Origin of the sequence: Streptomyces chartreusis NRRL 3882 (genome assembly GCF_900236475.1) — a bacterium.
GTDB classification, from domain to species: domain Bacteria; phylum Actinomycetota; class Actinomycetes; order Streptomycetales; family Streptomycetaceae; genus Streptomyces; species Streptomyces chartreusis_D.
Genome location: NZ_LT963352.1, coordinates 3,757,374 through 3,779,881, shown reverse-complemented (window position 1 = coordinate 3,779,881; position 22,508 = coordinate 3,757,374). Strand labels below are relative to the sequence as shown.

22 protein-coding genes and 1 pseudogene are annotated in these 22,508 nt (G+C 70.4%); 16 read left to right on the top strand and 7 right to left on the bottom strand.

The features are described from left to right. Positions 1–32: 32 nt before the first annotated feature. From SCNRRL3882_RS16880 to SCNRRL3882_RS16850, 7 genes are all read left to right on the top strand, one after another. On the top strand, positions 33–983 hold the full coding sequence (locus SCNRRL3882_RS16880) for a type II secretion system F family protein (protein ID WP_010041611.1): 951 nt from the start codon (positions 33–35) through the stop codon (positions 981–983). Then, a complete protein-coding gene (locus SCNRRL3882_RS16875; RefSeq protein WP_010041608.1) occupies positions 980–1,903 on the top strand; it encodes a type II secretion system F family protein in 924 nt (307 codons plus the stop codon). Before SCNRRL3882_RS16880 ends, SCNRRL3882_RS16875 begins: the two co-directional genes overlap by 4 nt. Positions 1,904–1,982: 79 nt before the next feature. Next, complete coding sequence (locus tag SCNRRL3882_RS16870) at positions 1,983–2,234, top strand: hypothetical protein (RefSeq protein WP_010041603.1); 252 nt, start codon at positions 1,983–1,985, stop codon at positions 2,232–2,234. 70 nt (positions 2,235–2,304) lie between these two features. After that, the gene (locus SCNRRL3882_RS16865; RefSeq protein ID WP_040903397.1) at positions 2,305–2,763 is read left to right on the top strand and encodes a TadE family protein; all 459 of its coding nucleotides are present in this window, start codon (positions 2,305–2,307) and stop codon (positions 2,761–2,763) included. Beyond that, positions 2,763–3,197 carry a TadE/TadG family type IV pilus assembly protein gene (locus tag SCNRRL3882_RS16860; protein ID WP_010041599.1) on the top strand — a complete coding sequence of 145 codons (435 nt, stop codon included), beginning with the start codon at positions 2,763–2,765 and terminating at the stop codon, positions 3,195–3,197. Before SCNRRL3882_RS16865 ends, SCNRRL3882_RS16860 begins: the two co-directional genes overlap by 1 nt. Next, positions 3,194–3,664: a TadE/TadG family type IV pilus assembly protein gene (locus SCNRRL3882_RS16855; protein WP_010041598.1), complete on the top strand. Its 471-nt coding sequence runs from the start codon at positions 3,194–3,196 to the stop codon at positions 3,662–3,664. The genes SCNRRL3882_RS16860 and SCNRRL3882_RS16855 overlap by 4 nt, the downstream gene beginning before the upstream one ends. Before the next feature lie 336 nt (positions 3,665–4,000). Beyond that, positions 4,001–4,228, top strand: coding sequence for a hypothetical protein (locus SCNRRL3882_RS16850; protein WP_010041596.1), 228 nt, complete (start codon positions 4,001–4,003; stop codon positions 4,226–4,228). Between the two features lie 64 nt (positions 4,229–4,292). Here SCNRRL3882_RS16850 and SCNRRL3882_RS16845 read toward each other — a convergent pair whose 3' ends face one another. The 4 genes and pseudogenes from SCNRRL3882_RS16845 to SCNRRL3882_RS16830 form a co-directional block, all read right to left on the bottom strand. After that, positions 4,293–4,649, bottom strand: coding sequence for a hypothetical protein (locus SCNRRL3882_RS16845; protein WP_029181288.1), 357 nt, complete (start codon positions 4,647–4,649; stop codon positions 4,293–4,295). 653 nt (positions 4,650–5,302) lie between these two features. Continuing rightward, complete coding sequence (locus tag SCNRRL3882_RS16840; protein ID WP_231911133.1) at positions 5,303–6,310, bottom strand: hypothetical protein; 1,008 nt, start codon at positions 6,308–6,310, stop codon at positions 5,303–5,305. Positions 6,311–6,354: 44 nt separating this feature from the next. Next, positions 6,355–7,002 (bottom strand): hypothetical protein, encoded by a 648-nt coding sequence (locus tag SCNRRL3882_RS16835; RefSeq protein WP_010041588.1) that lies wholly within the window; start codon positions 7,000–7,002, stop codon positions 6,355–6,357. Between the two features lie 144 nt (positions 7,003–7,146). Continuing rightward, positions 7,147–7,970, bottom strand: a pseudogene (locus SCNRRL3882_RS16830) (hypothetical protein). Positions 7,971–8,754: 784 nt separating this feature from the next. On the opposite strand from SCNRRL3882_RS16830, the gene SCNRRL3882_RS16820 reads away from it, so the two are divergent. The 4 genes from SCNRRL3882_RS16820 (at position 8,755) to SCNRRL3882_RS16805 (ending at position 14,222) form a co-directional block, all read left to right on the top strand. After that, positions 8,755–11,739 carry a BTAD domain-containing putative transcriptional regulator gene (locus tag SCNRRL3882_RS16820; RefSeq protein WP_029181287.1) on the top strand — a complete coding sequence of 995 codons (2,985 nt, stop codon included), beginning with the start codon at positions 8,755–8,757 and terminating at the stop codon, positions 11,737–11,739. After that, entirely contained in the window at positions 11,736–12,464 is a 729-nt protein-coding gene (locus SCNRRL3882_RS16815) for a prepilin peptidase (protein WP_010041581.1), read from the top strand. The genes SCNRRL3882_RS16820 and SCNRRL3882_RS16815 overlap by 4 nt, the downstream gene beginning before the upstream one ends. Positions 12,465–12,558: 94 nt before the next feature. Next, entirely contained in the window at positions 12,559–13,758 is a 1,200-nt protein-coding gene (gene mqnC, locus SCNRRL3882_RS16810; RefSeq protein ID WP_010041580.1) for a cyclic dehypoxanthinyl futalosine synthase, read from the top strand. Positions 13,759–13,775: 17 nt separating this feature from the next. Then, complete coding sequence (locus SCNRRL3882_RS16805) at positions 13,776–14,222, top strand: hypothetical protein (RefSeq protein WP_010041578.1); 447 nt, start codon at positions 13,776–13,778, stop codon at positions 14,220–14,222. A 30-nt stretch (positions 14,223–14,252) separates the two neighbouring features. Here the strand turns inward: SCNRRL3882_RS16805 and SCNRRL3882_RS16800 are convergent, their stop codons facing one another. Next, positions 14,253–15,281, bottom strand: a complete 1,029-nt coding sequence (locus SCNRRL3882_RS16800; RefSeq protein WP_010041576.1) for a chitinase — start codon at positions 15,279–15,281, stop codon at positions 14,253–14,255. A 296-nt stretch (positions 15,282–15,577) separates the two neighbouring features. Between SCNRRL3882_RS16800 and SCNRRL3882_RS16795 the strand changes: the two genes are divergently transcribed. From SCNRRL3882_RS16795 to SCNRRL3882_RS16780, 4 genes are read left to right on the top strand one after another with little or no spacing between them, the layout of a single operon-like run. Continuing rightward, entirely contained in the window at positions 15,578–15,949 is a 372-nt protein-coding gene (locus SCNRRL3882_RS16795; protein ID WP_086012529.1) for a hypothetical protein, read from the top strand. Between the two features lie 14 nt (positions 15,950–15,963). Beyond that, positions 15,964–18,174, top strand: a complete 2,211-nt coding sequence (locus SCNRRL3882_RS16790; protein ID WP_010041572.1) for a bifunctional polysaccharide deacetylase/glycosyltransferase family 2 protein — start codon at positions 15,964–15,966, stop codon at positions 18,172–18,174. Continuing rightward, a complete protein-coding gene (locus SCNRRL3882_RS16785) occupies positions 18,174–19,286 on the top strand; it encodes an acyltransferase family protein (protein ID WP_010041569.1) in 1,113 nt (370 codons plus the stop codon). Before SCNRRL3882_RS16790 ends, SCNRRL3882_RS16785 begins: the two co-directional genes overlap by 1 nt. Then, entirely contained in the window at positions 19,283–19,978 is a 696-nt protein-coding gene (locus SCNRRL3882_RS16780; RefSeq protein ID WP_010041567.1) for a demethylmenaquinone methyltransferase, read from the top strand. The genes SCNRRL3882_RS16785 and SCNRRL3882_RS16780 overlap by 4 nt, the downstream gene beginning before the upstream one ends. Positions 19,979–19,981: 3 nt before the next feature. Here the strand turns inward: SCNRRL3882_RS16780 and SCNRRL3882_RS16775 are convergent, their stop codons facing one another. After that, positions 19,982–20,314, bottom strand: coding sequence for a PASTA domain-containing protein (locus tag SCNRRL3882_RS16775; protein WP_078602861.1), 333 nt, complete (start codon positions 20,312–20,314; stop codon positions 19,982–19,984). A gap of 216 nt (positions 20,315–20,530) precedes the next feature. On the opposite strand from SCNRRL3882_RS16775, the gene SCNRRL3882_RS16770 reads away from it, so the two are divergent. Beyond that, the gene (locus tag SCNRRL3882_RS16770; protein ID WP_010041563.1) at positions 20,531–21,814 is read left to right on the top strand and encodes a geranylgeranyl reductase family protein; all 1,284 of its coding nucleotides are present in this window, start codon (positions 20,531–20,533) and stop codon (positions 21,812–21,814) included. A gap of 58 nt (positions 21,815–21,872) precedes the next feature. Here SCNRRL3882_RS16770 and def read toward each other — a convergent pair whose 3' ends face one another. Next, a complete protein-coding gene (gene def, locus SCNRRL3882_RS16765) occupies positions 21,873–22,499 on the bottom strand; it encodes a peptide deformylase (protein WP_010041562.1) in 627 nt (208 codons plus the stop codon). Between the last annotated feature and the right edge of the window lie 9 nt (positions 22,500–22,508).

Genomic DNA, 22,508 nt, shown 5'->3' with positions numbered 1-22,508 from the left:
CGACTCTCGCAGCAATCGGCTCCCTCGGTTCCATGGGCGGCCTGTTCTCCACCACCGTCCTGTACTCGATAGGAAGCGGCGTCGCCGTCGGCGGCGGCCTCGCCCTCCTCCTCGTCGCCGTACGCGGGCTGCCCGTCAAGCCCGACCACGAGAAGCAGAAGGCCGCCGAGCGGGCGAGCGAACTCATCCGCTTCGCCGGCCAGCGCGGCTCGCTCGCCGCCATCGTCGGCCTGGTCGTCCTCGTCCTCACCCGCTGGGCCGTCGCCGGCATCGCGGCCGGTGTCCTCGTCTTCTTCTGGGACCGCCTGTTCGGCGGCGCCGGTGAGGAACGCGCCGCCATGCGCCGCGTCGAGGCCCTGGCCTCCTGGACGGAGTCCCTGCGCGACACCATCGCCGGCGCCGTCGGCCTGGAGCAGGCCATCCCGGCCTCCGCCCGCGCCGCCGCCCCCGTCCTGCGCCCCCACCTCGACGCCCTCGTCGACCGCCTGCGCGCCCGCACCCCGCTGCCCGAGGCGCTCCAGCACCTCGCCGACGAGATCGACGACGCCTCCGCCGACATCATCGTCGCGGCCCTGATCCTCAACGCCCGCCTGCGCGGACCCGGTCTGCGCCAGGTCCTCGGCGCCCTGGCCAAGTCGGCGCGCGAGGAAGTGGACATGCGGCAGCGGGTGATGGCGCAGCGCGCCTCGACCCGGCGGTCCGTGCAGATCGTCGTGGCGGTCTCGATCGCCTTCGTCCTCGGCCTGTCGATCTTCAACCGTGACTTCGTGGAGCCGTACGGCACCGCCGTCGGCCAGCTCGTCCTGGCCTGTGTCTGCGGCCTGTTCGCGCTCGGCTTCTGGTGGCTGCGCAAGCTGTCCACCATCGAGACGCCCGAACGCTTCCTGGTCCGGGACGAGGCAGCTGTCCAGTTCGTGCGTCCCAGGACGCCGTCGCAGCAGCCTCAGCAGCAGCTGCCGCAGGAAGAGGGGGCACGCCGGTGAACCTCACGATGCCGCTCGTCGTCGGCGCCGTCTTCGGCCTGGGCGTCTACGCCCTGATACGCGCCCTCATGCCCAGCAAGCGGAGCGCGATCTCGCAGGTCGCCCGGATCGACGCGATGCGGGCACGCGGCTCGGCGTACGAGTCGGCGCGCACCGAGCCGGACAAGGGACGCTTCGGCGCCCTGCGGGCCGAAGTGGGCCTGCGGGTGTCCGAGTTCTACCTCCAGCAGGGGTGGGAGCAGCGCTCGCTGCGCGCCGACCTCGCGGTCCTGGACCGCAGCTGGGAGAAGTTCCTGGCGACGAAGGTGCTGCTGGGTGTGGCGGGCCTGTTCTTCGGCCCGTTCCTGTTCGCCATCGTCTACACGCTGGGCGTCGGCCGGAGCCCGATCATCCCGGTGTGGCTGGCGCTGCTCTTCGCGGTCGTCTTCTTCTTCCTGCCCGACCTGGAGGTAAGGCGAGACGCGGCCGAGAAGCGGCGCGACCTGCGGCGCGTGATCGGCGCGTACCTCGACCTGGTGTCGATGAGCCTCGCCGGCGGACGCGGTCTGCCGGAGGCCCTGATGGCGGCGGCCGAGATCTCCGACGGCTGGGCCAACCAGCGCATCCGCAACGCCCTGTCCGACGCCCGCATCACCGGCCTCAGCCAGTGGCAGGCGCTCGGCCAGCTCGGCGAGGAACTCGGGGTCGAGGAACTCAAGGACCTCTCCGCCTCCCTGGCCCTGGTCGCGGACGACGGTGCCAAGGTGCGCGAGTCCCTCGCGTCCCGGGCCGAGACCATGCGGCACCGCGAGCTCGCCGAGATCGAGGGCAGCGCGGGTGAGAAGTCCCAGTCGATGCTCGTGGCGCAGCTGCTGCTGTGCGCAGGGTTCCTGGTGTTCCTGATCTTTCCGGCGGCGATGCGGGTGTTCCAGGTGCAGTGAGCCGTGCAGCGAGCCGTGCAGTGAGCCACCTTCACAACTCCAGAACCTCCGTGAACCGATTTCGAAAGGACAAGACGTCATGAACGGACGTAACTTCCACACCGGCATCCCGGCCGTGGACTTCCTGGTCACCTTCCTCCAGGCCCGTACCGAGCGCGCCCGCTCCGGCGAACTGGACCGCGGTGCCTCCGCGGTCGAGTGGGTCATCATCTCGGCGGTCGTCGTGGCGATCGTCGGTGTCGTGGCCGCCATCATCAACGCCGCGCTGAGCGAGGGCGCCAACAAGGTCGGCGACTGCATCAAGGGCGCGGACGCGGGCAAGACCTGCTGATTCGTCACAGGGACGGTCGCAGGGGCAGTCACACGGACAGTCGTTCGTACGGACAACGGGATTCACGGGGATGCTGGCGGACGTGAGCAGACGGATACGCCGCAGGGTGCGGGCCGCGCGGAGAGCGGCGGCCGCCCGCGGTGACTCCGGCATGACCGCGATCGAGTTCGTGCTGCTCACCCCCGTACTGTTCTTCATGATCTTCGCGACCGTGCAGTTCGCCCTGTACTTCTTCGCCGACCACGTCGCCCAGGCGGCGGCCCAGGCGGGAGCGCGCAAGGCGCGTGCCACGGCCGACGAACAGCCGGGCGCGTGGCGGGGCGAGGCCCAGGACGTGGTGGACAGCTACATCCGCCAGCTGGGCCCGCAGCTCGTGCTGGCGCCGGACGTGAAGATGCTCCAGCCGGACCAGAACACGGTCGGTGTGGAGATCGCGGCCCGGGTGCCGACGGTGTTCCCGGGGCTGGACCTGACGGTGCACGCGCAGTCGGCCGGCCCGGTGGAGCGGTTCGTACAGGAGGAGAACTGATGACTCTCCCTCCCCCCGCGCTCCGGAAAGACAGCCGGCGGGCGGACGACCAGGGCCTGTCCACGGTCGAGGTCGTGATCCTCGCACCGGTGATGATCCTTTTCATCCTCGTCCTGGTGGCCTTCGGCCAGCTCGTCGACGGCCGCGGGGCGCTCGACGGAGCGGCTCGGGACGCGGCCCGCGCGGGCTCGATCCAGAAGGACCACGCCACCGCCATGGCCGAGGCCAAGAAGGCCGCCGAGGCGAACCTGACGGACGTCTGCTCCGGCCCCGTGTCGGTCGTCCAGACGAGCCAGGGCTTCGAGCCCGACACCATCTTCACGGTCGAGGTGAGCTGCCAGGTGCGGGGCCTCGCCATGCTCGGCCTCGACGTCCCGACGACGCTGTCGGCGAGCTTCAGCTCCCCGCTCGACCCGTTCCGGAGGTCGGCGTGAGACACCTCCCGCCCTACTGGCGATCGTGGTGGGCGGCCCGTCGCGCACACCTGGACGACCGTGGCTCCGGCGCCGGTGCGGTCATCATCTTCGCGCTGGTCTTCCTCTCCCTCTCCGCGTTCGTGATCGACGGCGGCCTGTCCATCTCCAAGCGGGAACGGGCGGCGGACATCGCGGAACAGGCGGCGCGCTACGCCGCCCAGGACATCGACCGCGAAGCCCTCTACGACAACGAGGGCGGCCCCGCTCCGATCAACTACGAGAACTGCAACGCCCGCGTGAAGGCCTTCGCCCGCGAGATGGACATGACGGGCGCGGACATCGCGGCCACCCACTGCGTGGCGGCTAACGCCCAGCAGGTGCAGGTCGAAGTGCAGCTCACCTACTCCCCGGTCTTCACGGGCATGTTCTACGGCGGCGACGTGGTCGTCCACGGGCAGGCGGTGGCGGAGAACGAGGTCGGCTGAAAGCCGGCCGAGTCGTCCCCCTGGATCCAGTCGGTGAACCGGTGATCCGGAACATTCCACGGATCTGCACACCGTTCACCGCGAGGTCGTGAGAAACCACCGGGGGAACTGAGAACCACTCGCTCACCCCGTCGTGCATTGCACTCCGGTACCGCACCGTGGCAGAACCTGTGAAGGCGACGGGTATTCCGTTGACCGAATGGTCACACTCATGAATTGGGTCACCGAAATCCGTCGCACCCCGATAAGCACTGACTGGCCGACCCTTCTCCCGACGTGCTTTGATCAGTCGCGCTCGAGCACTTCGAATTAATGAAACGAAGGGAACCGCCCTCCATGGCCTTCACCCCGCAGATCGAGACCGCCCACATGTCCGACGCCGAGCTGGACACCATCGCCGGCGGCCAGGCGGGCGGCACCGCGGGTGCCGGCGCCGCAGCCGGTCTCTACGTCGAGACGTCGGCCGCCGGCGTCACCACCGGTGTGGGCGGCGGCGTGGGCCTCGCCGTCTCGCCCGAGGGCATCGCGGCGGACCTGCACCTCAACGCCGCGGTCGCTTCCTGACCTCAGGCACACGAAAGGCCCCGGATCTCAGGATCCGGGGCCCTTTCACGTCAGGGGCGCGGCCTCACTTGCTGCTGCCGCCGCCCCCTTTACCGCCCTTCCCGCCCCGCTTGTCCTCGGTCTTCATGGCGTCGTTGGCCTTCTTGGCCAGCTCGTCATCAAGCTTCTTGAACTCCCGGACCACGGCATCGGACATACTCGCCAGCGCATCGAGCTGCTGCGTGATGTCCTCGCGCCCGTCCTCCCAGTTGGACTCGAAATCCCCGAGCGCGTCATTGACACTGCCGTCGCCGATGTCGTCCCTGTAGGACTCGAAAAGCTTCTTGGTGTGATTCAGCCGGGTCTTGATGGAACGAAGCCGGCGCCCGTAGCTCTCCAACTCGGTCAACGGGAGCGCGAGGTCGCTCTTGCCCTTGCCCATCTGGCAGCCCCCCAACGTCCCAACGTTCTGATCCACCAGCACCGTACCCCTAGTCGATCTTTCCGTCGAACGATTGTGCCTTGTAAGTTCACGTGTGCATACGGTTGTTGACGTTGATGCGCGTGTGACTGGGGTTGCGGTATGGCGGGGTACAGGCCTGCGGACTGGCATGTCCTGGACTTGGACAAGGATCCGGACCCCGGGTGACCCGCAGCGGGTGCGCACGCTTGCGAAGCATCTTCACGATCGGCCGACACGTGGGTGACGCGGGCCGGCAATGGGTGACAAGCAGCTGACGAACCGTGCCGGTGCCTGTGCTTCCGGCGATGAGCGCGGAAGTGCGGGTCGGCCGACACCTGGAAATCATCCTGGATGCTCCGAACGGCTGCTGCTTCCTGGGGCGAAGTGCGCGTGATGGGGCCCTTCGACCATGACCCGCGGTGCAGATTCAGGCCCTGGGGGATGACTTCGACGTCGTCGTCATCCTCAGGGACCAGAAAACGGTCAACGCCGTCGAAGTCTCGGCTCCCGAGGAGGAAGACTCATACCTGCGTGTCATGTGGCGTGGATTTCACGGCGGCCCCGGTCTCGAACGAGAACCCGTACGTCTGACCGCACTGTGGCCACTCGCCGTTGGTAGGTGCGGCATCGAGTCAGCGATTGATCGACTGGATCTCCTGGACGTTCATGTCCTGCGTGGTCTCGAAGGTGCCGTCGGGCAGGTCGCCGCCGGTGCCGTCGGAGCCTTCCCAGGTGATCTGCCAGGTGACGCTGGCGGAGAGGTGGTACGGGGTGCCGTTGGTGGCGCGGAGGTAGCGGATGCCGCAGGGCGGGGTCTTGTCGGCGTCGCCCTTGGTGTACGGGGTGCCGATCGAACCGTCCTCGTTGATCTCGCAGTCGCCGGAGGCGGGGAAGGTCTCGGCGTCCTCGGTGCCGGGCTCCAGGTGGAGGGCGATCGGCTTGGCGGTCGTCTCCGCCCACAGGCCCGTTCCGGGGAGCTCGGCGCGGACCTTGACCTCCTTGAAGGTGCCCTTGTCCAGCCACACCCAGGTCGGCAGGTTCACGGTCGACCTGGCAGCCGGCTTCAACTCCACCTCGGTCTCGGGGACCTTGACCTTGTTGTAGGCGTAGTCGGCGAGGGTTTCCGGAGTGGGGGCGTTGGGGTCGTCGGGGATCTCGCCGGCGTCCTGCCAGAACATGAGCCGACTGCACAGTGAGGTGTCGTCGACCTCGCTGACGTTGGGAGAGACTCCACGCCAGAAGTAGCCGTCCTTACCGAGGTTGTAGTTCTTGTAGCCCTTCACCGTGCTGGGTGTGCCGAAGTAGTTGGCGGCGTCCTTCTCGTCCTTGAAGTGGTCGGTCCAGAGCTTCGAGCCGATCCAGCCCTGGCGGAGGGCGACGTCGCCCTTGCCGTCGTTCTCCGAGAAGTTCTTCAGTTGCTCGGGCGTGAAGACCGGCTCGTACCAGCAGGGCGGCGGCTCCCAGTTCACGTCTGTCGATGAGAGGGTGCCCTGCTTGCCGCCGGTGGGGCCGCTCGTCTGCGTGACCTGGATCCGGGACTGCTTGGCGGAGGCGGACAGTTCGTTGCCGTTGGCCTCGCCTCGCGTGTCCGAGCCGGCGCCTCCGAACGCGCCGGCGGGCGTCGAGCCCAACAGAGCCACGACAAGTGACGTGGCGATCACGGGTATGGCTCGGTACTGTGACCTCACTTGGAGCAGGCCCCTCGCTCGGAGTGCACCGACGCGTTCTGCCACACGCCCTGCTCGTTCTTCGCCAGGGAGACCGAGTAGAGGACGTAGGGGTCCGTGCCTGCCGGGTTCCCCTCGGCCTTGTTGGTTGCACGGTTCCTGGTCTTCGCCTCGCTCTCGTCCGTGCAGTAACTGAGCGATGCTCCCTTGCCGGTCTTGGCAAGGTTGACCTTGGGGTTGAAGGTGGGCAGCTTGCCGATGACGGTGAGGTTCTTGTCCGTGTAGGACCTGATCCACTCCTTGGTCTGCCCGCGGACCCCTTCTGTGTCATAGAAGGCGACGGCCTCGCTATCGGGGTCGTTCTCGATGATCGCCGCGTACCCTGCCCGGATTTCCTCCTTGGCGTCGTTGAGTACGGCCTGCTCGACGGGGTCGCTGCTCGTCCAGTTCTCGAAGGTCAGCTGGAAGCTGCTGGGAAGCTTGATCACGGGGCGCTTGACCTCGGGCGCCGCAGACGACGAAGCGGAGGCCGACGGGCTGCTCGGCCCGCTGTCCGCCCCCTTGATGTCGTCCGACTGCGAATCGCCACCCCCACAGCCGGTCAGGAGCAGCGCCGCTGTCGCGGTCAGCGTGACGGCAGTGGTGGTCAGAGCGCGGCGTGCCACGGTTCGTCTCCCCCGGGTGTTCGGCGTGTGCGGCAGAGAACGAAGCTATCAGGGGCCGGTAATGGGCTTTTGAGAGGCAGCGGTGGATTGTGTGGGGGAGGTGAGGAATGTGGCGTGGCGGTTGCGAACGACGTGGGAGCCGGGTCAGCGGTTGATCGACTGGATTTCCTGGACGTTCATGTCCTGGGTCGTTTCGAAGGTGCCATCCGGAAGGTCGCCGTTCGCGCCGCCCGTGCCTTCCCACGAGACGCTGGCCTTCAACTGGTACGGCTCACCGTTCGTGGCGCGCAGGTACCTGATGCCGCAAGGCGGCGTCTTGTCGGCGTCGCCCTTGGTGCCCTTGTCCAGCCACACCCACGTCGGCAGGTTGACCGTCGACCTTCCCTCCGGCTTCAGCTCGATCTCCGTGTCCGGGACCTTGACCCTGTCGTAGGCGTACTCGGCGAGCGTCTCGGGCGTGGGGGCGTTCGGCACGTCGCGGATCTCGCCGGCGTCCTGCCAGAACATGACGCGTTCGCAGTCGTACGAGTCCGGGTCCTCGAGGTCGCGGGCTACGCCGCGCCAGAAGTAGCCGTCCTTGCCGAGGTTGTAGGCGTCGTAGCCCTTGCGGGTGATGAGGGAGCCGTCCTCGTAGTTGTAGGCGTCCTTGCCGTCCCGATAGTGATCCGTCCACAGCTTCTGGCCGCCCCAGGACGCGTGGGGGCTGACATGTCCGAGGGCGAGTCCTGGGTGCCCTGCTTGCCACCGGTGGGGCCGCTCACCTGACTGACCTTGAGGTGGGAGGACGTGACGGAAGCGGAGAGTTCCTGGTTGTTCGCGTTGCCCGACGGGCTCGAACTCGGCGAAGGGCTGGTCGTGTTGCCGGTGAGGTCGTTTGCCTGAGCGGCTCCGGCAGCCCACAGAACCGCCGCCGTGCCCACGGCGGCACCCCGAAGCGCCGTCCGCCGTGAAGGCACCCTCACCGGCATTCCTTCGCCTTGCCGATGACCTCGATGTTCGCGGTCCGCCAGACTTCGGAGCCTCCGGACGGGGGCACCATGAGCAACCTGAACTTCTGGAAGCTGTCCGGGTTCTCGTCCGTGTAGTGGACCTTCCCGGTCTTGGTTTCCTTGCTGTAGGGCTTGGCCTGGTTCCTGCAGAACGGTTCGGATCCTGCTCGGCGATGCCGTGCTTCAGCGCGCGGATGTAGTTCTCGGCGTCGGTGAGCGCTGCCGCGTGCTTCGCGTCGGACGGCTGGTCGAAGTCGAAGACCAGCTTGAAGTCCTTCGGCACGCTGACGGCCGGGCGGTCAAGTCCCGCCGAGTCGGACGCGGATGGCGGCGGGCTCCTTGTGTCTGAGTCCGCCCCCTTGGTGCCGTCCGGCGACTCGCCTTCGCTGCCCCCGCCGCATGCGGTGAGCGGAAGTGCCGCCATCGCGGCGAGCGCGGCGGGCCACGGATTCTCCCCCCGAGGTTCGGCATGTGCAGCAGGGAACGAAGCCATCAGCGGTTGATCGTGGCCTCTGAGCAGCCACGACGGATTGTGCAGGGCGCGTGAGGAGTATGCGTGGCAGTCGCGAAGGGGGCCCTCCCGGCTGCTCGGTCGCAGGGGCAACCGCAGGCGAGCAGCGGCGCAAATCGGACGTCAACGGCGTTCGTTCCCTGCGGCCTTCGACGACCTCAATGAGAGTCAATAAGATCTCTGTAGGCTCAGCACACCTCTCGCCCCGCAGTTCGCCTCACGGCACTCACACACGACCCCAGGACACCCGCCATGCCGCGACGCCGCACCTCAAGCTCGTCAAGCTCGACGGGAAGTACGACGGGAACGACGGCTCCGAGGAACCGGACGCCGCAGCCGGTGAGGGTGCAGCGGCGGTCGTTCGGGGACTTCGTCAAGGCGTTCTTCGCGTTCGTCGCCCTGGCCGTTCTCCTCGTCGGCGTGCCGGGCGCGCTGGCCACGCAGATCGGGTGGCCGTTGCCGAACGGGGTGCCGAGCCTCGACTGGCTCCAGCAAGAGATCACCGTTCAGACGTTCCTGAACATCCTCACCGTGGTGGTGTGGCTCGCGTGGGCCCAGTTCACCGCCTGCGTGCTCGTGGAGATGAAGGCCGCGCTGTCCGGTGTCGGTGTGCCGGGGCGGGTGCCGGGCGCCGGGCCCAGTCAGTTGCTCGCCCGGCAGCTCGTCGCCGCGCTGCTCCTCGTCGGCGCCACCGCGGCCAGCTTCGCGCCCGGGCTGTCGCAGCTCGGGCAGAGCGGGTACGACGCCAACCAGAAGCCCACCGTAGCCGCGGCCCAGCAGACCCCGGGCTTCTTCGCCCAGCAGCAGGAGCAGGCCGCCGACACCGCGGCCGCCCTCGCCGAGCAGGCCTCGCACGCCGCCTCGCACGCCGACGCCGGTGGCAGCACCGCCAAGCAGGGCGACACGAAGTACTACCGGATCCAGCCGCCCGAGGGACGTCACCACGACTCCCTGTGGGAGATAGCGGAGCGGCACCTCGGTGACGGGCGTCGCTACAAGGAGATCTTCGAGCTCAACAAGGACCGCATCCAGCCGGACGGGTCCAAGCTCTCCGAGGCCAGCCTCATCCGGCCCGGATGGATCATGGAGATGCCGGGCGACGCGCGCGGCGGCGAGCTCGTCGAGATGCCCGACGAGGCTCCCAACGTGTCGCCGGACGTGCAGCAGCAGATCGCCGACTACGCCCAGACGGGGGACCACGCCAAAGGCGGAGGCAGCGGTGCCCAGGGCGGCGGGCACGAGCACGCCGGTGGCAGCCCCTCCGCCTCCCAGCTGTCCCTGCCCGAGCAGCGGCCCGCCCCCGACTTGGGCCACCAGCAGGCCACCGGCGTCGACGCCGAGTCCGACAGCTCCTTCGGTCTGCCCGAAGCCCTCCTCGGCGCACCCCTCCTCGCCGCCGGTCTCCTCGGTGCCCTGGGGCGGCGGCGCCGGCAGGCGCTGTGGCAGTCGGCGTTCGGGGCCGTCGGCGGGCGGCGCGGTATGGAACCGCCCACGCCGAGCGGGGACGCGCAGGACGTCCAGGACGCGCTGCTCGTCGGGGCCGACCCCGAGGGTGTGCGGATGCTCGACCGGAGCCTGCGCGGCCTCGCCGCCTCCCTCGCCGAGGAGTCGCGGGCCCTGCCGGTCGTGTACGCGGCCTGGCTCAGCAACGGCGACCTGCACCTCCAGCTCGCCCAGCCCGCCGGGAAGCCGCCCGCCCCCTGGCAGCAGGGGCAGGACCAGACCTTCTGGATGCTGGCCCGGACGGACGCCGAGCGCTACGAGGACGTCGACACGGCCGCGCCCTACCCGGGGCTCGTCAGCCTCGGCACCATGGACGACTCGCGGCTGCTGCTCAACCTGGAGGCCGTGCCCGGCATCGTCTCCCTCTCCGGCCGGGAGGCCGACCGGGCCGCCGTCTTCGCGTCCGTCGCCGCGGAGTTGGCGACCAACGGGTGGTCCGACCGCATGACCATCACGCTCGTCGGCTTCGGTGAGGACCTGACGCCGCTCGCCCCCAGCCGGATCCGGCACCTGGAGGACGTCGAGGCGCTCGTCGAGACCATGGAGGCCGAGACACGGCAGCGGCGCGGAGCGCTGGGCGCCGCCGGGCACGACTCCGTCCTCACCGGGCGCACCGGGCCCGCCCAGCACACCCGGTGGGCCCCGCACCTGGTCCTGCTCGCCGCCCAGCCGTCCGCCGAGGACGCCGTCAAGCTCGCCGAACTCGCCGCCGACGCCAGCCGGCTCGGCATCGGCTACCTCGTCGGCACCGAGACCGGCGACCTGCCGGGCGCCGCCTGGGAGATGGAGATCACCGGCCAGGGCAAGCTGCTCGCACCCCTCCTCGGGCTCGAACTCGACGCCCAGCTGCTGCCGGTCGCGCAGCAGCGGGCCGTGGTCGAGCTGTTCGTCGAGGCGGACCCGGAGCGAGAATCCGACAGGCCCGCGAGCACCCCGCCGTTCCTCGTCGACATCAGCGAGCAGGGCCGGCCTGCCGTCTACGCCCGGCTCGTCGGGCCGTACGAGATCATCGGCCTCGACACCCCGGACGGGGAGCGCAGCGCCCTGCTGCACGAGGCGCTCGCCCTGCTGCTCCTGCACCGCGAGGGCGTGCACCCGCGCGTGCTGTCCTCCGCGCTGTGGCCGCGCGGCGTCACCGACGACGTACGGGACGCGCTCCTGGACCGGCTGCGCGACTGGCTCGGCGCCGACCCCGACGGCACGCCCCGCCTCGGCAGGGACGCGACCGGGCGGCTCACGCTCGCCAAGTCCGTCGTCTCCGACCTGGACGTGCTGCGGTCCCTCTACCACGAGGCCACGCAGGGCAAGGGCGTCGGCAGCCGGGCCGTGCGCGGGCGGCTGCTCACCGACGCGCTGGTGCTGGTGCGCGGGCCGCTGCTCGCCGACCGGCCCGAGGGCCGCTACCGGTGGCTCACCCATGAGATCGTCGACGCCCAGCTGCCGCTGCTCGTCGCGGACACCGGGCTCGCGCTGTGCGAGTTCCACATGGAGAAGAACCGCGCCGAGAAGGCCATCGAGGCCCTCAACGCGGCCCTGCGCACCGCCCCTGCCGACGAGCGCCTGTGGCACGAGCTGCTGCGCGCCACCCACGCCACCGGCGACACGTCCCGGCTGACGGCGCTCGCCACCGATCTCATCGGGCGCAGCGGGGCCCGTGGCCTGCCGCCGCGCACCGAGGCACTGCTCGACGAGCTGCTGCCGACGTGGCGCGACGCGATCGCCGCGGTGGGATGAACACCGGGGTCCTGGTCGTCGCCGCCGCGCTGTGGGGCGCGGCGGCGGGCGCGTTCCTGCCGCGCGCGGCCTATCGGTTCTCGGCCCCCTCGGGGGAGCCGTGGCGGGAGCGGTGTCCCGGCGGGCACGCCCTCAGGGGCTGGCTGGGAGGGGCCTCGTGCCCCGAGTGCGAGGAGGCCGGATACGGGCCGCGTACGGCACCGCTGGTGATCGCCACCGCCCTCGTCTGCGCCGCCCTCGCCGCCGCCACCGGCACCCGGCCCGAGATCGGCGTCTGGCTGCTGCTCGCACCCGTCGGGGTGCTGCTGACGGCCGTCGACTTCCGGGTGCGGCGGCTGCCCGACCCGCTCACCCTCCCGTTCGCCGCGGCCGCGCTCGTGCTGCTCGGCGTCACCGCGCTCGTGCCCGAGCACGCGGGGGAGTGGACGACCGCCCTGCTCGGCTCGCTCGCGCTGGGCGGCGGCTACTTCGTGCTGTTCCTCATCAACCCCGCGGGGATGGGCTTCGGCGACGTCAAGCTCGCCCTGGGCGCGGGGGCGGTGCTCGGCTGGTACGGGTGGCCGACGGTGATGCTCGGCACCTTCGCCGGGTTCCTGCTGGGCGCGCTGTACGGCGGTGCCCTCGTGGTCGCGCGGCGCGCCGGACGCAAGACGGCCATTCCCTTCGGGCCGTTCCTGATCTCCGGCGCCTTCCTCGGACTCCTGGCCGGGGCCTACGCGGCCTGACGGCCTCAGGGCCCGAAGGCCTGACGTCCAGCGGCCCGAACCGCTGGCGTACGCTGGGCTGGTCCGTCCACAACCCTTACGAAAGGGACGCCCGGTGACCGAGAAGGCCGACCTTCAGCCCATCCTCGACCGTGCAGCCGCCGGTGGGCGGATCACCCCCGACGAGGCGCTCGCGCTGTACCGGGACGCCCCGCTGCACGCGCTGGGCGCCGCCGCCGACGCCGTACGCCGCCGCAGGTACGCCGGCACCGAGCACATCGCGACGTACATCATCGAGCGCAACATCAACTACACGAACGTCTGCGTCACGGCGTGCCGGTTCTGCGCCTTCTACGCCGCCCCCAAGGACACCGACAAGGGCTGGACCCGCGACCTGGACGACATCCTGCGCCGGTGCGCCGAGACGGTCGAGCTGGGCGGCACCCAGATCATGTTCCAGGGCGGACACCACCCGGACTACGGCGTCGAGTACTACGAGAAGCACTTCGCGGCGATCAAGAAGGAGTTCCCGCAGCTGGTCATCCACAGCCTGGGGGCGTCCGAGGTCGAGCACATGGCCCGGATCTCGAAGGTGAGCGTCGAGGAGGCCATCCGGCGCATCCACGCCGCCGGGCTCGACTCCTTCGCCGGTGCCGGTGCCGAGCTGCTGCCCGAGCGGCCCCGCAAGGCCATCGCCCCGCTGAAGGAGTCCGGCGAGCGCTGGCTGGAGATCATGGAGATCGCCCACAACCTGGGCGTCGAGTCCACCTCCACCATGCTCATGGGCACCGGCGAGACCAACGCCGAGCGCATCGAGCACCTGCGGATGATCCGGGACGTCCAGGACCGCACGGGCGGCTTCCGCGCCTTCATCCCGTACACCTACCAGCCCGAGAACAACCACCTGAAGGGCCGGACGCAGGCGACCCTCTTCGAGTACCTGCGGATGATCGCGATCGCCCGGCTGTTCATGGACAACATCGCCCACATCCAGGGCTCGTGGCTGACCACGGGCAAGGAGGTCGGGCAGCTCTCCCTGCACTACGGCGCCGACGACCTCGGCTCGATCATGCTGGAGGAGAACGTCGTCTCCTCCGCGGGCGCCAAGCACCGGTCCAACCGGATGGAGATCATCGACCTCATCCGGAAGGCGGGCCGGGTCCCGGCCCAGCGCTCCACCACGTACGAGCACCTCGTCGTGCACGACGACCCGACGAACGACCCCGTCGACGACCGCGTCGTCTCGCACATCTCGTCCACGGCGATCGAGGGCGGCACGGCTCACCCCGAGCTGAAGCTGCTCGCCTCCAACTGAGCGGCGCGGAGAGGTAGTTGGAAACCATTCACACGGCCGACGCCGTCCGCGTCACCTGGGACTCCGACCCCGTCAAGGGCGGTGCCGTGGCCGTAGGACGGGACCGGATCGGTGCCGTCGGCACACTCGACGACGTCCGCGAGGCGTTCCCCCGGGCCCGGGTCCGCAGGTGGCCCGGGACCCTCGGTCCCGCCCGGGTCCACGAGGGCCCGCTCCCGGACGCCCCGAGCCCGCGCGAACGCGTCCACGAGGTGCTGAAGCTCGGCGCGGTCGCCGTCGTGGAGGAATACGTCGACTCGGCGGAGCTCCGGGCCGCCGCCGAGCGCAACGACGTCATCGTCCTGCCCGGTGCGCGCAACACCGCGATCGTCCCGACCGGCCGCGCCGACCTCGCCGTCTTCGACGACGCGGGGGAGTGCGTCGCGACGGTGTGTGCGGGGCGGCTCGTGCACCGGCGGCGCTGAGCGGAAGCCGGCCTCCGTCGACGGCCCGCGTCAGCCCGCGAACGCCTCCCCGAACGCCCCCGAACGCTGCCTCACCCCACTGCAATCGGTCGCCGGCCGGCCCGACGCGGAACCGTTCGCGCACTGCCGGTCCCGCGCGGCCGACCACATCGACACCCACCCGATGCCCTTCTCCTCGGCGAAGGCCCGAACCTCGGCCGCGTCGGCGAGCGTGAAGGTCTCGCCGTCCACGTCGTTGACGCCGATCATCGAGGTGAGCGCCATGCCCCGCCAGGCGGCCGCGTCCGAGGTGCCGAAGACCTTCTTCAGCTGGGTGTGCGCGGCCTCGGCGGCCGTGAGCGCGTAGCCGCCCATGTCTCCGTCGAACGACGTGCCGTAGTTCATCGTCATCAGGTTGACCGTGGCGACCTCCACGCCGTGGTCGTTGGCGGAGCCGAGCAGCGCCAGGCTGTCCTTGCCCAGGCCCGAGGGCATGACCGGGAGCGTGAAGGAGACCTCCACGTCCGTACGTTCCCGCTGGAGCAGCGCGATCGCCTTCGAACGCAGGGCGACGGAGCCGGAGTCGGCGAGTTCGTCGCCCTCGACGTCGAAGTCGGCCCGGGTGGCACCGGCCGCGTCGAGGGCCTCGCCGTACGCCGCCGCCAGTTCCGTCGCGCTGTCGCAGACCGCCGCGAGTTCCTTGCCGGAAGCGCCGCCGAAGGAGACCCGGACGTGGCCGCCGTCCTTCACCAGCCGCGATATCCGGGACTTCACCGCCGGGTCACCGATCGCGTGGCTGCCGTCCCAGTGCGGAGTGCAGTCGTCGCCGTCGGCCAGGACGAAGGCCAGGTTGTACGTCGTCGGGGAGCCGGCGGAGTCGGTGCCGGCGGCCTCCGTGGCGCTGACGTAGGGGGCGTACGCGGTGCCGGTCCCGGCGGGGGACGAGGTGCTGGGGGCCGCTGTTGCCGAGGGCGCCGGGCGTGCTCGGTCGACCGGTTCGGCCTGTTCGGAGCAGCCCGTGGTGACCAGGGCGAGCAGGCAGCCCAGCCCGACCGCCGCCGGTTTCCGGTGACTCCTCATGGCGCACGCTCCCGTTCTCCTGATGTCGGTGTCCGCGGTCCAAGACCAATACGTTTCCCGGCCGCAAACGTCTCACATCAATTCGGGCGCCCAGGGCGAGTTCCGCAGCCAAACGTGAGAACTCTCAGAGAAAGGACAGGTTGAGCCCTTTCTCACGGGTCTCTCACATGAAAACCCGAGTTTAGGGCACATAAACGCCTCCTAGTGTCCGGGGAATGCATTCCGAGCCTGCCATCGAAAGCCGCGTCACTCGCGGTCGCCGCCGCAAACGCGGCAACGAGTCCGCCGATGGGCCCGTGTTCGTTGACAACTCCGGACGCCGGGCCCGGCTGCTGCGCCGGATCGGCCTCCTCCTGGGGGCCGTCTGCCTCGGGTACGCGGCCGTGCTCGGCGCGGCCTTCATGGGCTGGGGCACCTCGCTCACGCCGTCGCAGTTGCTGCCGTTGGCGGGTGCGGGGCCCGCCGGTGGCGCCGGCGGCCCTGGTGGTCCCGGGGGCCCGGGAATCCGGCCCAGCGGTGTCCCGTCGGCCCCGCCGCAGGCAAGCGCCACCGCCGGTCCCACATCGGCCCCGACCACGCCCACATCCACGCCCACATCCACGTCCACGCCCACATCCACGCCTACATCCACGTCCTCGTCCACGTCCGCCTCCGCGGTCGCCGACTGACCGGGGGCCGCCGTATGTCCACGACCACCCCCTCCCGCGGCCGCCGCCGCGCCCCTTCCCGGATGGAGCGGGCCGCCGGGAAGGCCGCCGCGCTCCAGAAGCCGCGCGTCATCCTCGCCCTGCTGCTCCTGCTCGCGCTGGTCTGCGTGATGCTCCTCGACGGCTATCTGCGCGCCGAGGTCGGCGGCGACCAGCGCGTCCGGACCGGGGCCGCCTCCGACGACGTACCCGACGACGTCCTGGACGGCGGGCCGATCGTCACCTTCCGCGGCGGACGGGCCACGACCGTCTCCGTCCCGGACAAGACCATCGCCCTCACCTTCGACGACGGCCCCAACCCGACGTGGACGCCGCAGGTGCTGGCGATCCTGGAGAAGTACGACGTGCCCGCCACGTTCTTCCTGGTCGGCTCGATGGTGTCGCGCTACCCGGGCATCGTGCGGGACATGGTCAAGCAGGGCCACGAGGTGGGGATCCACACCTTCACGCACGTCGACCTGTCGTACCAGAGCGACGCCCGCGTCCGGCGCGAGATGGAGCAGACCCAGCTCGCGCTGGCGGGCGCGGCCGGCATCACGACCACCCTGTTCCGGGCGCCGTACTCCTCGGAGACGGACGCCATCGACAACTACAGCTGGCCCGTCTACGAGAAGCTCGGCCAGGACGGCTACACCAGCGTCTTCGTCGACACCGACAGCGACGACTGGAAGCGGCCGGGCGTCTCGAAGATCGTCCGGTGGGCCACGCCGGAGAAGGACAAGGGCGCGTCGGTCCTCTTCCACGACGCGGGCGGCGAGCGCTCGCAGACGATCGAGGCGCTGCCCAAGTACATCGAGGAGATGCGGGCGAAGGGCTACACCTTCACCACCATCAGCGGCGTCATGGAGCAGACGAACGCGGCCGCTCCCGGTGCTTTCGACGGACCCCGCCTCCAGGCCGCCCACCGCGAGGCCACCGGCGCCGTCCTCTACGAGGGCAAGGCCCTGGTCGCGGCCGTCGCCGTCGCCGAGTGGGCCGTGCCGGCGCTCTCCGTCGGCCTCATGGTGGTCGGCGTGGCCGTCATGGGCCGCTTCGGGATGATGCTGGTCCTCGCCCGCCGCCACCACCGGCGGCGCAACAGACGCCGCTTCAGCTGGGGGCCGACGGTCACCCGGCCGGTGAGCGTGATCGTCCCGGCGTACAACGAGAAGGAGTGCATCGCCAACACCCTCGACTCGCTGGCGCACAGCACCCACCCGATCGAGATCATCGTCGTGGACGACGGCTCGACGGACGGCACGGCGGACATCGCCGAGTCCCTCCGCATGCCGAACGTGCGCGTCATCCGCCAGGCGAACGCGGGCAAACCGGCGGCGCTGAACAACGGCGTGCGCAACGCCTCTCACGACATCGTCGTGATGATGGACGGCGACACCGTCTTCGAACCGGACACCGTACGGCAGCTCGTCCAGCCCTTCGCCGACCCGCAGGTCGGCGCGGTCGCGGGCAACGCCAAGGTCGGCAACCGCACCACCGTCATCGGCGCCTGGCAGCACATCGAGTATGTGATGGGCTTCAACCTCGACCGCCGCATGTACGACCTGCTGCGCTGCATGCCCACCATCCCCGGCGCGATCGGGGCCTTCCGGCGCGAGGCGGTGCTGGCCGTCGGCGGCATGAGCGAGGACACCCTCGCCGAGGACACCGACATCACCATCGCCCTGCACCGCGCGGGCTGGCGGGTCGTCTACCAGGAGCACGCGCGGGCGTGGACCGAGGCACCCGGATCGCTCAAGCAGCTGTGGTCCCAGCGCTACCGCTGGTCGTACGGCACCATGCAGGCGCTGTGGAAGCACCGCAAGTCCCTGACGGACAAGGGGCCTTCGGGGCGTTTCGGACGGGTCGGCATGCCGCTGGTGGTGCTGTTCCAGATCGTCACGCCGGTCTTCGCCCCGCTGATCGACCTGTTCACCCTCTACTCGATGATCTTCATCGACTTCCGGGCCGCCCTGCTCGCGTGGTGCGCGGTGCTCGGCGTCCAGCTCCTGTGCGCGGCCTACGCCTTCCGCCTGGACCGTGAGAAGTACCGCTACCTGCTGATGATGCCGCTCCAGCAGCTGGCCTACCGGCAGATGATGTACCTCGTCCTCATCCACTCCTGCGTCACCGCCCTCACCGGCGGCCGGCTGCGCTGGCAGAAGCTGAAGCGGACCGGCGAGGTCGGGACCCCGGCGGGGGCGAGCTGATGGGGGCGCACGGCAGGACGGCCGAGCGGTCGCTCCCGGAGGCCGGCGCCCGCCCGGTGAGGGACCGCTACTTCGACACCCTCCGGGCCGTCGCCCTGGTCCGTGTCGTCGCGTACCACACGTTCGGCTGGGCCTGGGCCGGGCTGGTCTTCCCCTCCATGGGGGTCATGTTCGGCCTGGCCGGGACCCTGATGGCGAGGTCCCTCCGGCGTCCCGCGCGCACGGTGCTCGGCAGCCGGATCCGCAGACTGCTGCCGCCCTTCTGGTTCTGGGGCGTGTTCGTGGTGGGCGCGATGCTGGCGCACGGCTGGATGCCGGGATGGCAGATCGTGTACTGGGTGGTGCCGCTCGGCGACCCGCCGGGCGACGCCTGGGCCGGGCAGGCCTGGGAGATCCTCTGGTACCTGCGGACCTACCTGTGGTTCGTCCTCCTCTCCCCGCTCCTGCTGAAGGTGTTCCGGCTCGCGCCCGTCCCGGTCCTGCCGGCGTCGCTCGTCCCGGTCGTCGCCCTCCGCTACGCCTGGCAGCCGCCGGACGGCCGTCTCGGCAGCACGCTCACCGACCTGGCGACGTTCCTGTTCTGCTGGCTCCTCGGCTTCGCGCACCACGACGGCGTCCTGGCCCGGCTGAAGCCCGCCGCGGTGGTCCCGCTCGCGGTGGCCGCCCTGGCCTGCGGCGGCTGGTACGCCCTGGCGCACCAGGCCGAGTACGGCACGTACGACCTCGACGAGAACCCGCTCGCGCAGGCCTTCTGGTCGGCGGGGTTCGTGACGCTGCTGATGTACGCCAAGGCCCGGTTCCGGACCGACTTCGCGGGGCTCGCCCGCTTCCGGGGGCCGGACCGCCTCGTGACCGTCTTCAACGCCCGGGCGGTGACGATCTACCTCTGGCACGAGATCGCGCTGGTCCTCGCCGTGCCGCTGATCGACCGGTTCTGGGACGTGCCCGCGTTCGAGGCCTATCTGCCGCTGGACAGCCAGTGGTTCCTGTTCGGCGTGGGCTGGGTGCTGATCGCGGTGTTCGTGCTGCTGTGCGGGTGGGTGGAGGACGTGGCGGCACGGCGGAAGCCGCGGCTTCTCCCGGGCGGGCGTACTGCAACAATGGGCCCGTGACCCGCGCATCCCTGGACAAGCAGCCGCACGAAGTCGCCTCGATGTTCGACGACGTGGCGGAACGGTACGACCTGACCAACGACGTGCTGTCCCTCGGCCAGGACCGGCGATGGCGCAAGGAGGTCGCCAAGGCGGTCGGCGCGCGCCCCGCGCAGAAGGTCCTCGACCTGGCGGCCGGCACGGGCACCTCCTCGCTGCCCTTCGCCCGCACCGGCGCCTACGTCGTCCCCTGCGACTTCTCCCAGGGCATGCTCCAGGTCGGCAAGCAGCGGCAGCCCTGGCTGCCCTACACCGCCGGGGACGCGACGCGGCTCCCCTTCAGGGACGGCACCTTCGACGCCGTCACCATCTCCTTCGGGCTGCGCAACGTGCAGGACACGGACGCCGCCCTGCGGGAGATGTACCGGGTGACCCGGCCCGGCGGGCGGGTAGTGATCTGCGAGTTCTCGCACCCCACCTGGGCGCCGCTGCGCACCGTCTACACCGAGTACCTGATGCGCGCCCTGCCGCCGGTGGCGCGGGCCGTGTCCTCCAGCCCCGACGCCTACGTCTACCTCGCCGAGTCCATCCGGGCCTGGCCCGACCAGCCCGCGCTGGCCGAGCGGCTGGGCAAGGCCGGCTGGTCGCGGGTGGCCTGGCGGAACCTGAGCGGCGGCATCGTCGCCCTGCACCGCGGCTTCAAGGAGAGCTGAACCCTACGGGGAGCTGAGGGCCATGGACGGGTCGCCGGGCTCGTCCAGCTCCCGTTGGAGACCGCCCCTGGGCGGCCTCGGGATCCGCGGCTCGTGCACGCCCCCGCCGCCCTCGCCGGGGCCGAAGTCGAACCACACGTAGACCATCGAGTCCCGCGGCACCTCGGCACCGGGGTGCGGGTACTGGCGTACGACGTAGTCGACGACGGCGAGATGGAAGTCGGGCCGGTCCGGTGCATTGAGGAGCAGGCCCTGCGTCCGGGCCGTCTCACGCGCGTCCACGGCCATCAGGCCCACCAGACGCGGTACACGCACTTCGGGTGTTTTGCGGGACATGTGCACAGATGTCACCCCCAGCGGTACAGGAAGGGTAACTCCCGCTCCGCACCGGCCGGAAGCGACAGGTGTCTTTCTGTGACAGTCGATTACCGAACGTCACTGACCGGGCGGTGGCGTGGCAGCCCTTCAGCCGGGTGATCAAGAGCGCTGAATAGACTGCCCGTGTCCAGTGCCGGTCGGCACGCAGATTTCGAACCTTGGGGAGATCCCGCCGTGACCGAGCCCCTCTCCGAAAACACCGCCGATGTCATCGTCGTCGGCGCGGGGCCAGCCGGCTCCACCACCGCGTACCACCTCGCCAAGGCCGGACTCGACGTACTGCTCCTGGAGAAGACAGAGTTCCCGCGCGAGAAGGTCTGCGGCGACGGCCTCACCCCCCGCGCCGTCAAGCAACTCGTGGCGATGGGCATCGACATCTCGGAGGAGGCCGGCTGGCTGCGCAACAAGGGCCTGCGCATCATCGGCGGCGGGGTGCGCCTCCAGCTCGACTGGCCGGATCTCGCCTCCTTCCCCGACTACGGCCTCGTCCGCAAGCGTGACGACTTCGACGAGCAGCTCGCCCGGCAGGCCCAGAAGGCGGGCGCCCGGCTGTTCGAGCGCTGCAACGTGGGCGCGCCGATCCTGGACGACCGCACGGGCCGTATCACCGGCGTGCACGCCAAGCTCGGCGAGGAGAAGCGCGAGGTCACCTTCCGCGCGCCGCTCGTCGTGGCCGCCGACGGCAACTCCACGCGCCTGTCCCTCGCGATGGGCCTGCACCGCCGCGAGGACCGCCCGATGGGCGTGGCAGTACGGACGTACTTCACCAGCCCGCGCCACGAGGACGACTACCTTGAGTCCTGGCTGGAGCTGTGGGACCGCCGCGGCCCCGTGGACCGTCTCCTGCCCGGCTACGGCTGGATCTTCGGCATGGGCGACGGCACGTCCAACGTCGGCCTCGGTGTCCTCAACACCTCCGACTCCTTCAAGGAGCTGGACTGGCGCGAGGTCCTGAAAGCCTGGTGCGCGTCCATGCCGGAGGACTGGGGATACACCCCGGACAACATGACCGGGCCCATCCGCGGCGCAGCCCTCCCCATGGCCTTCAACCGCCAGCCCCACTACACCAAGGGGCTGTTGCTGGTGGGCGACGCCGGCGGCCTGGTGAACCCCTTCAACGGCGAGGGCATCGCCTACGCCATGGAGTCCGGCCAGATCGCCGCCGACGTCATCGTCCAGGCGCACGCGCGGGCGACGCCGGCCGGCCGTGAGATGGCCCTCCAGCGCTACCCGCGCGTCCTCAAGGACACCTACGGCGGCTACTACACGCTCGGCCGGGCCTTCGTGAAGCTCATCGGCAATCCGAAGGTCATGCAGATCGCGGCCCAGCGCGGCCTCACCCACCCGATGCTGATGAGGTTCACGCTGAAGCTCCTCGCCAACCTCACCGACCCGACCGGCGGCGACGCGATGGACCGCATCATCAACGGCCTGAGCAGGGTGGCGCCGAAGGCCTGATCGGGCACTCGGGCACTCGGGCGCTCGGGCGCTCGGGCCTTCGGCGCCGAAGGCCCGATCAGCCGCTCAGAGCCGCGACGTTGGCGGCCCGGCGCGCGAACACCGCCTCGCGCCGGTCCGCCATCTGCCGCAGCGCGTCCTTCCGCTCCCGCTGGGAGAGCCGGTCCAGGTACACCTGTCCGTTCACATGGTCGGTCTCGTGCGCCAGGCAGCGGGCGAAGTAGCCCGTGCCCTCGATCACGAGCGGTTCGCCGTCCCGGTCGAACCCACGCACCACGGCCCGGTCCGGACGCGGCACGTCCCTCGTGGCGCCCGGCACGGACAGGCACCCCTCGGCCTCGTCGAGCAGCCTCCGGTGCGCGGCGTCCAGCGGCTCCAGCACCGGGTTGACGATGTGCCCGACGTGCCGCACCCCGTCGTCGTCCGGGCAGTCGTACACGAACAGCCGCAGATCGACCCCGACCTGGTTCGCCGCGAGCCCGGCCCCGTCCGCGGTGTACATCGTCAGGAACATGTCGTCGATCAGCGCGGCGAGGTCCGGACCGAACTCGGTGACGTCCCGGCACGGCTTGTGCAGGACCTCCTCACCGACCTCGGTGATCCGCCGGACCCGCCCGCGCCGGGCCTCGGGCGCGAGCCGCGGGTACGAGTCGACGGGCCGTCCCTGCACGAAGACGCTCGGCATCTGTCTCTC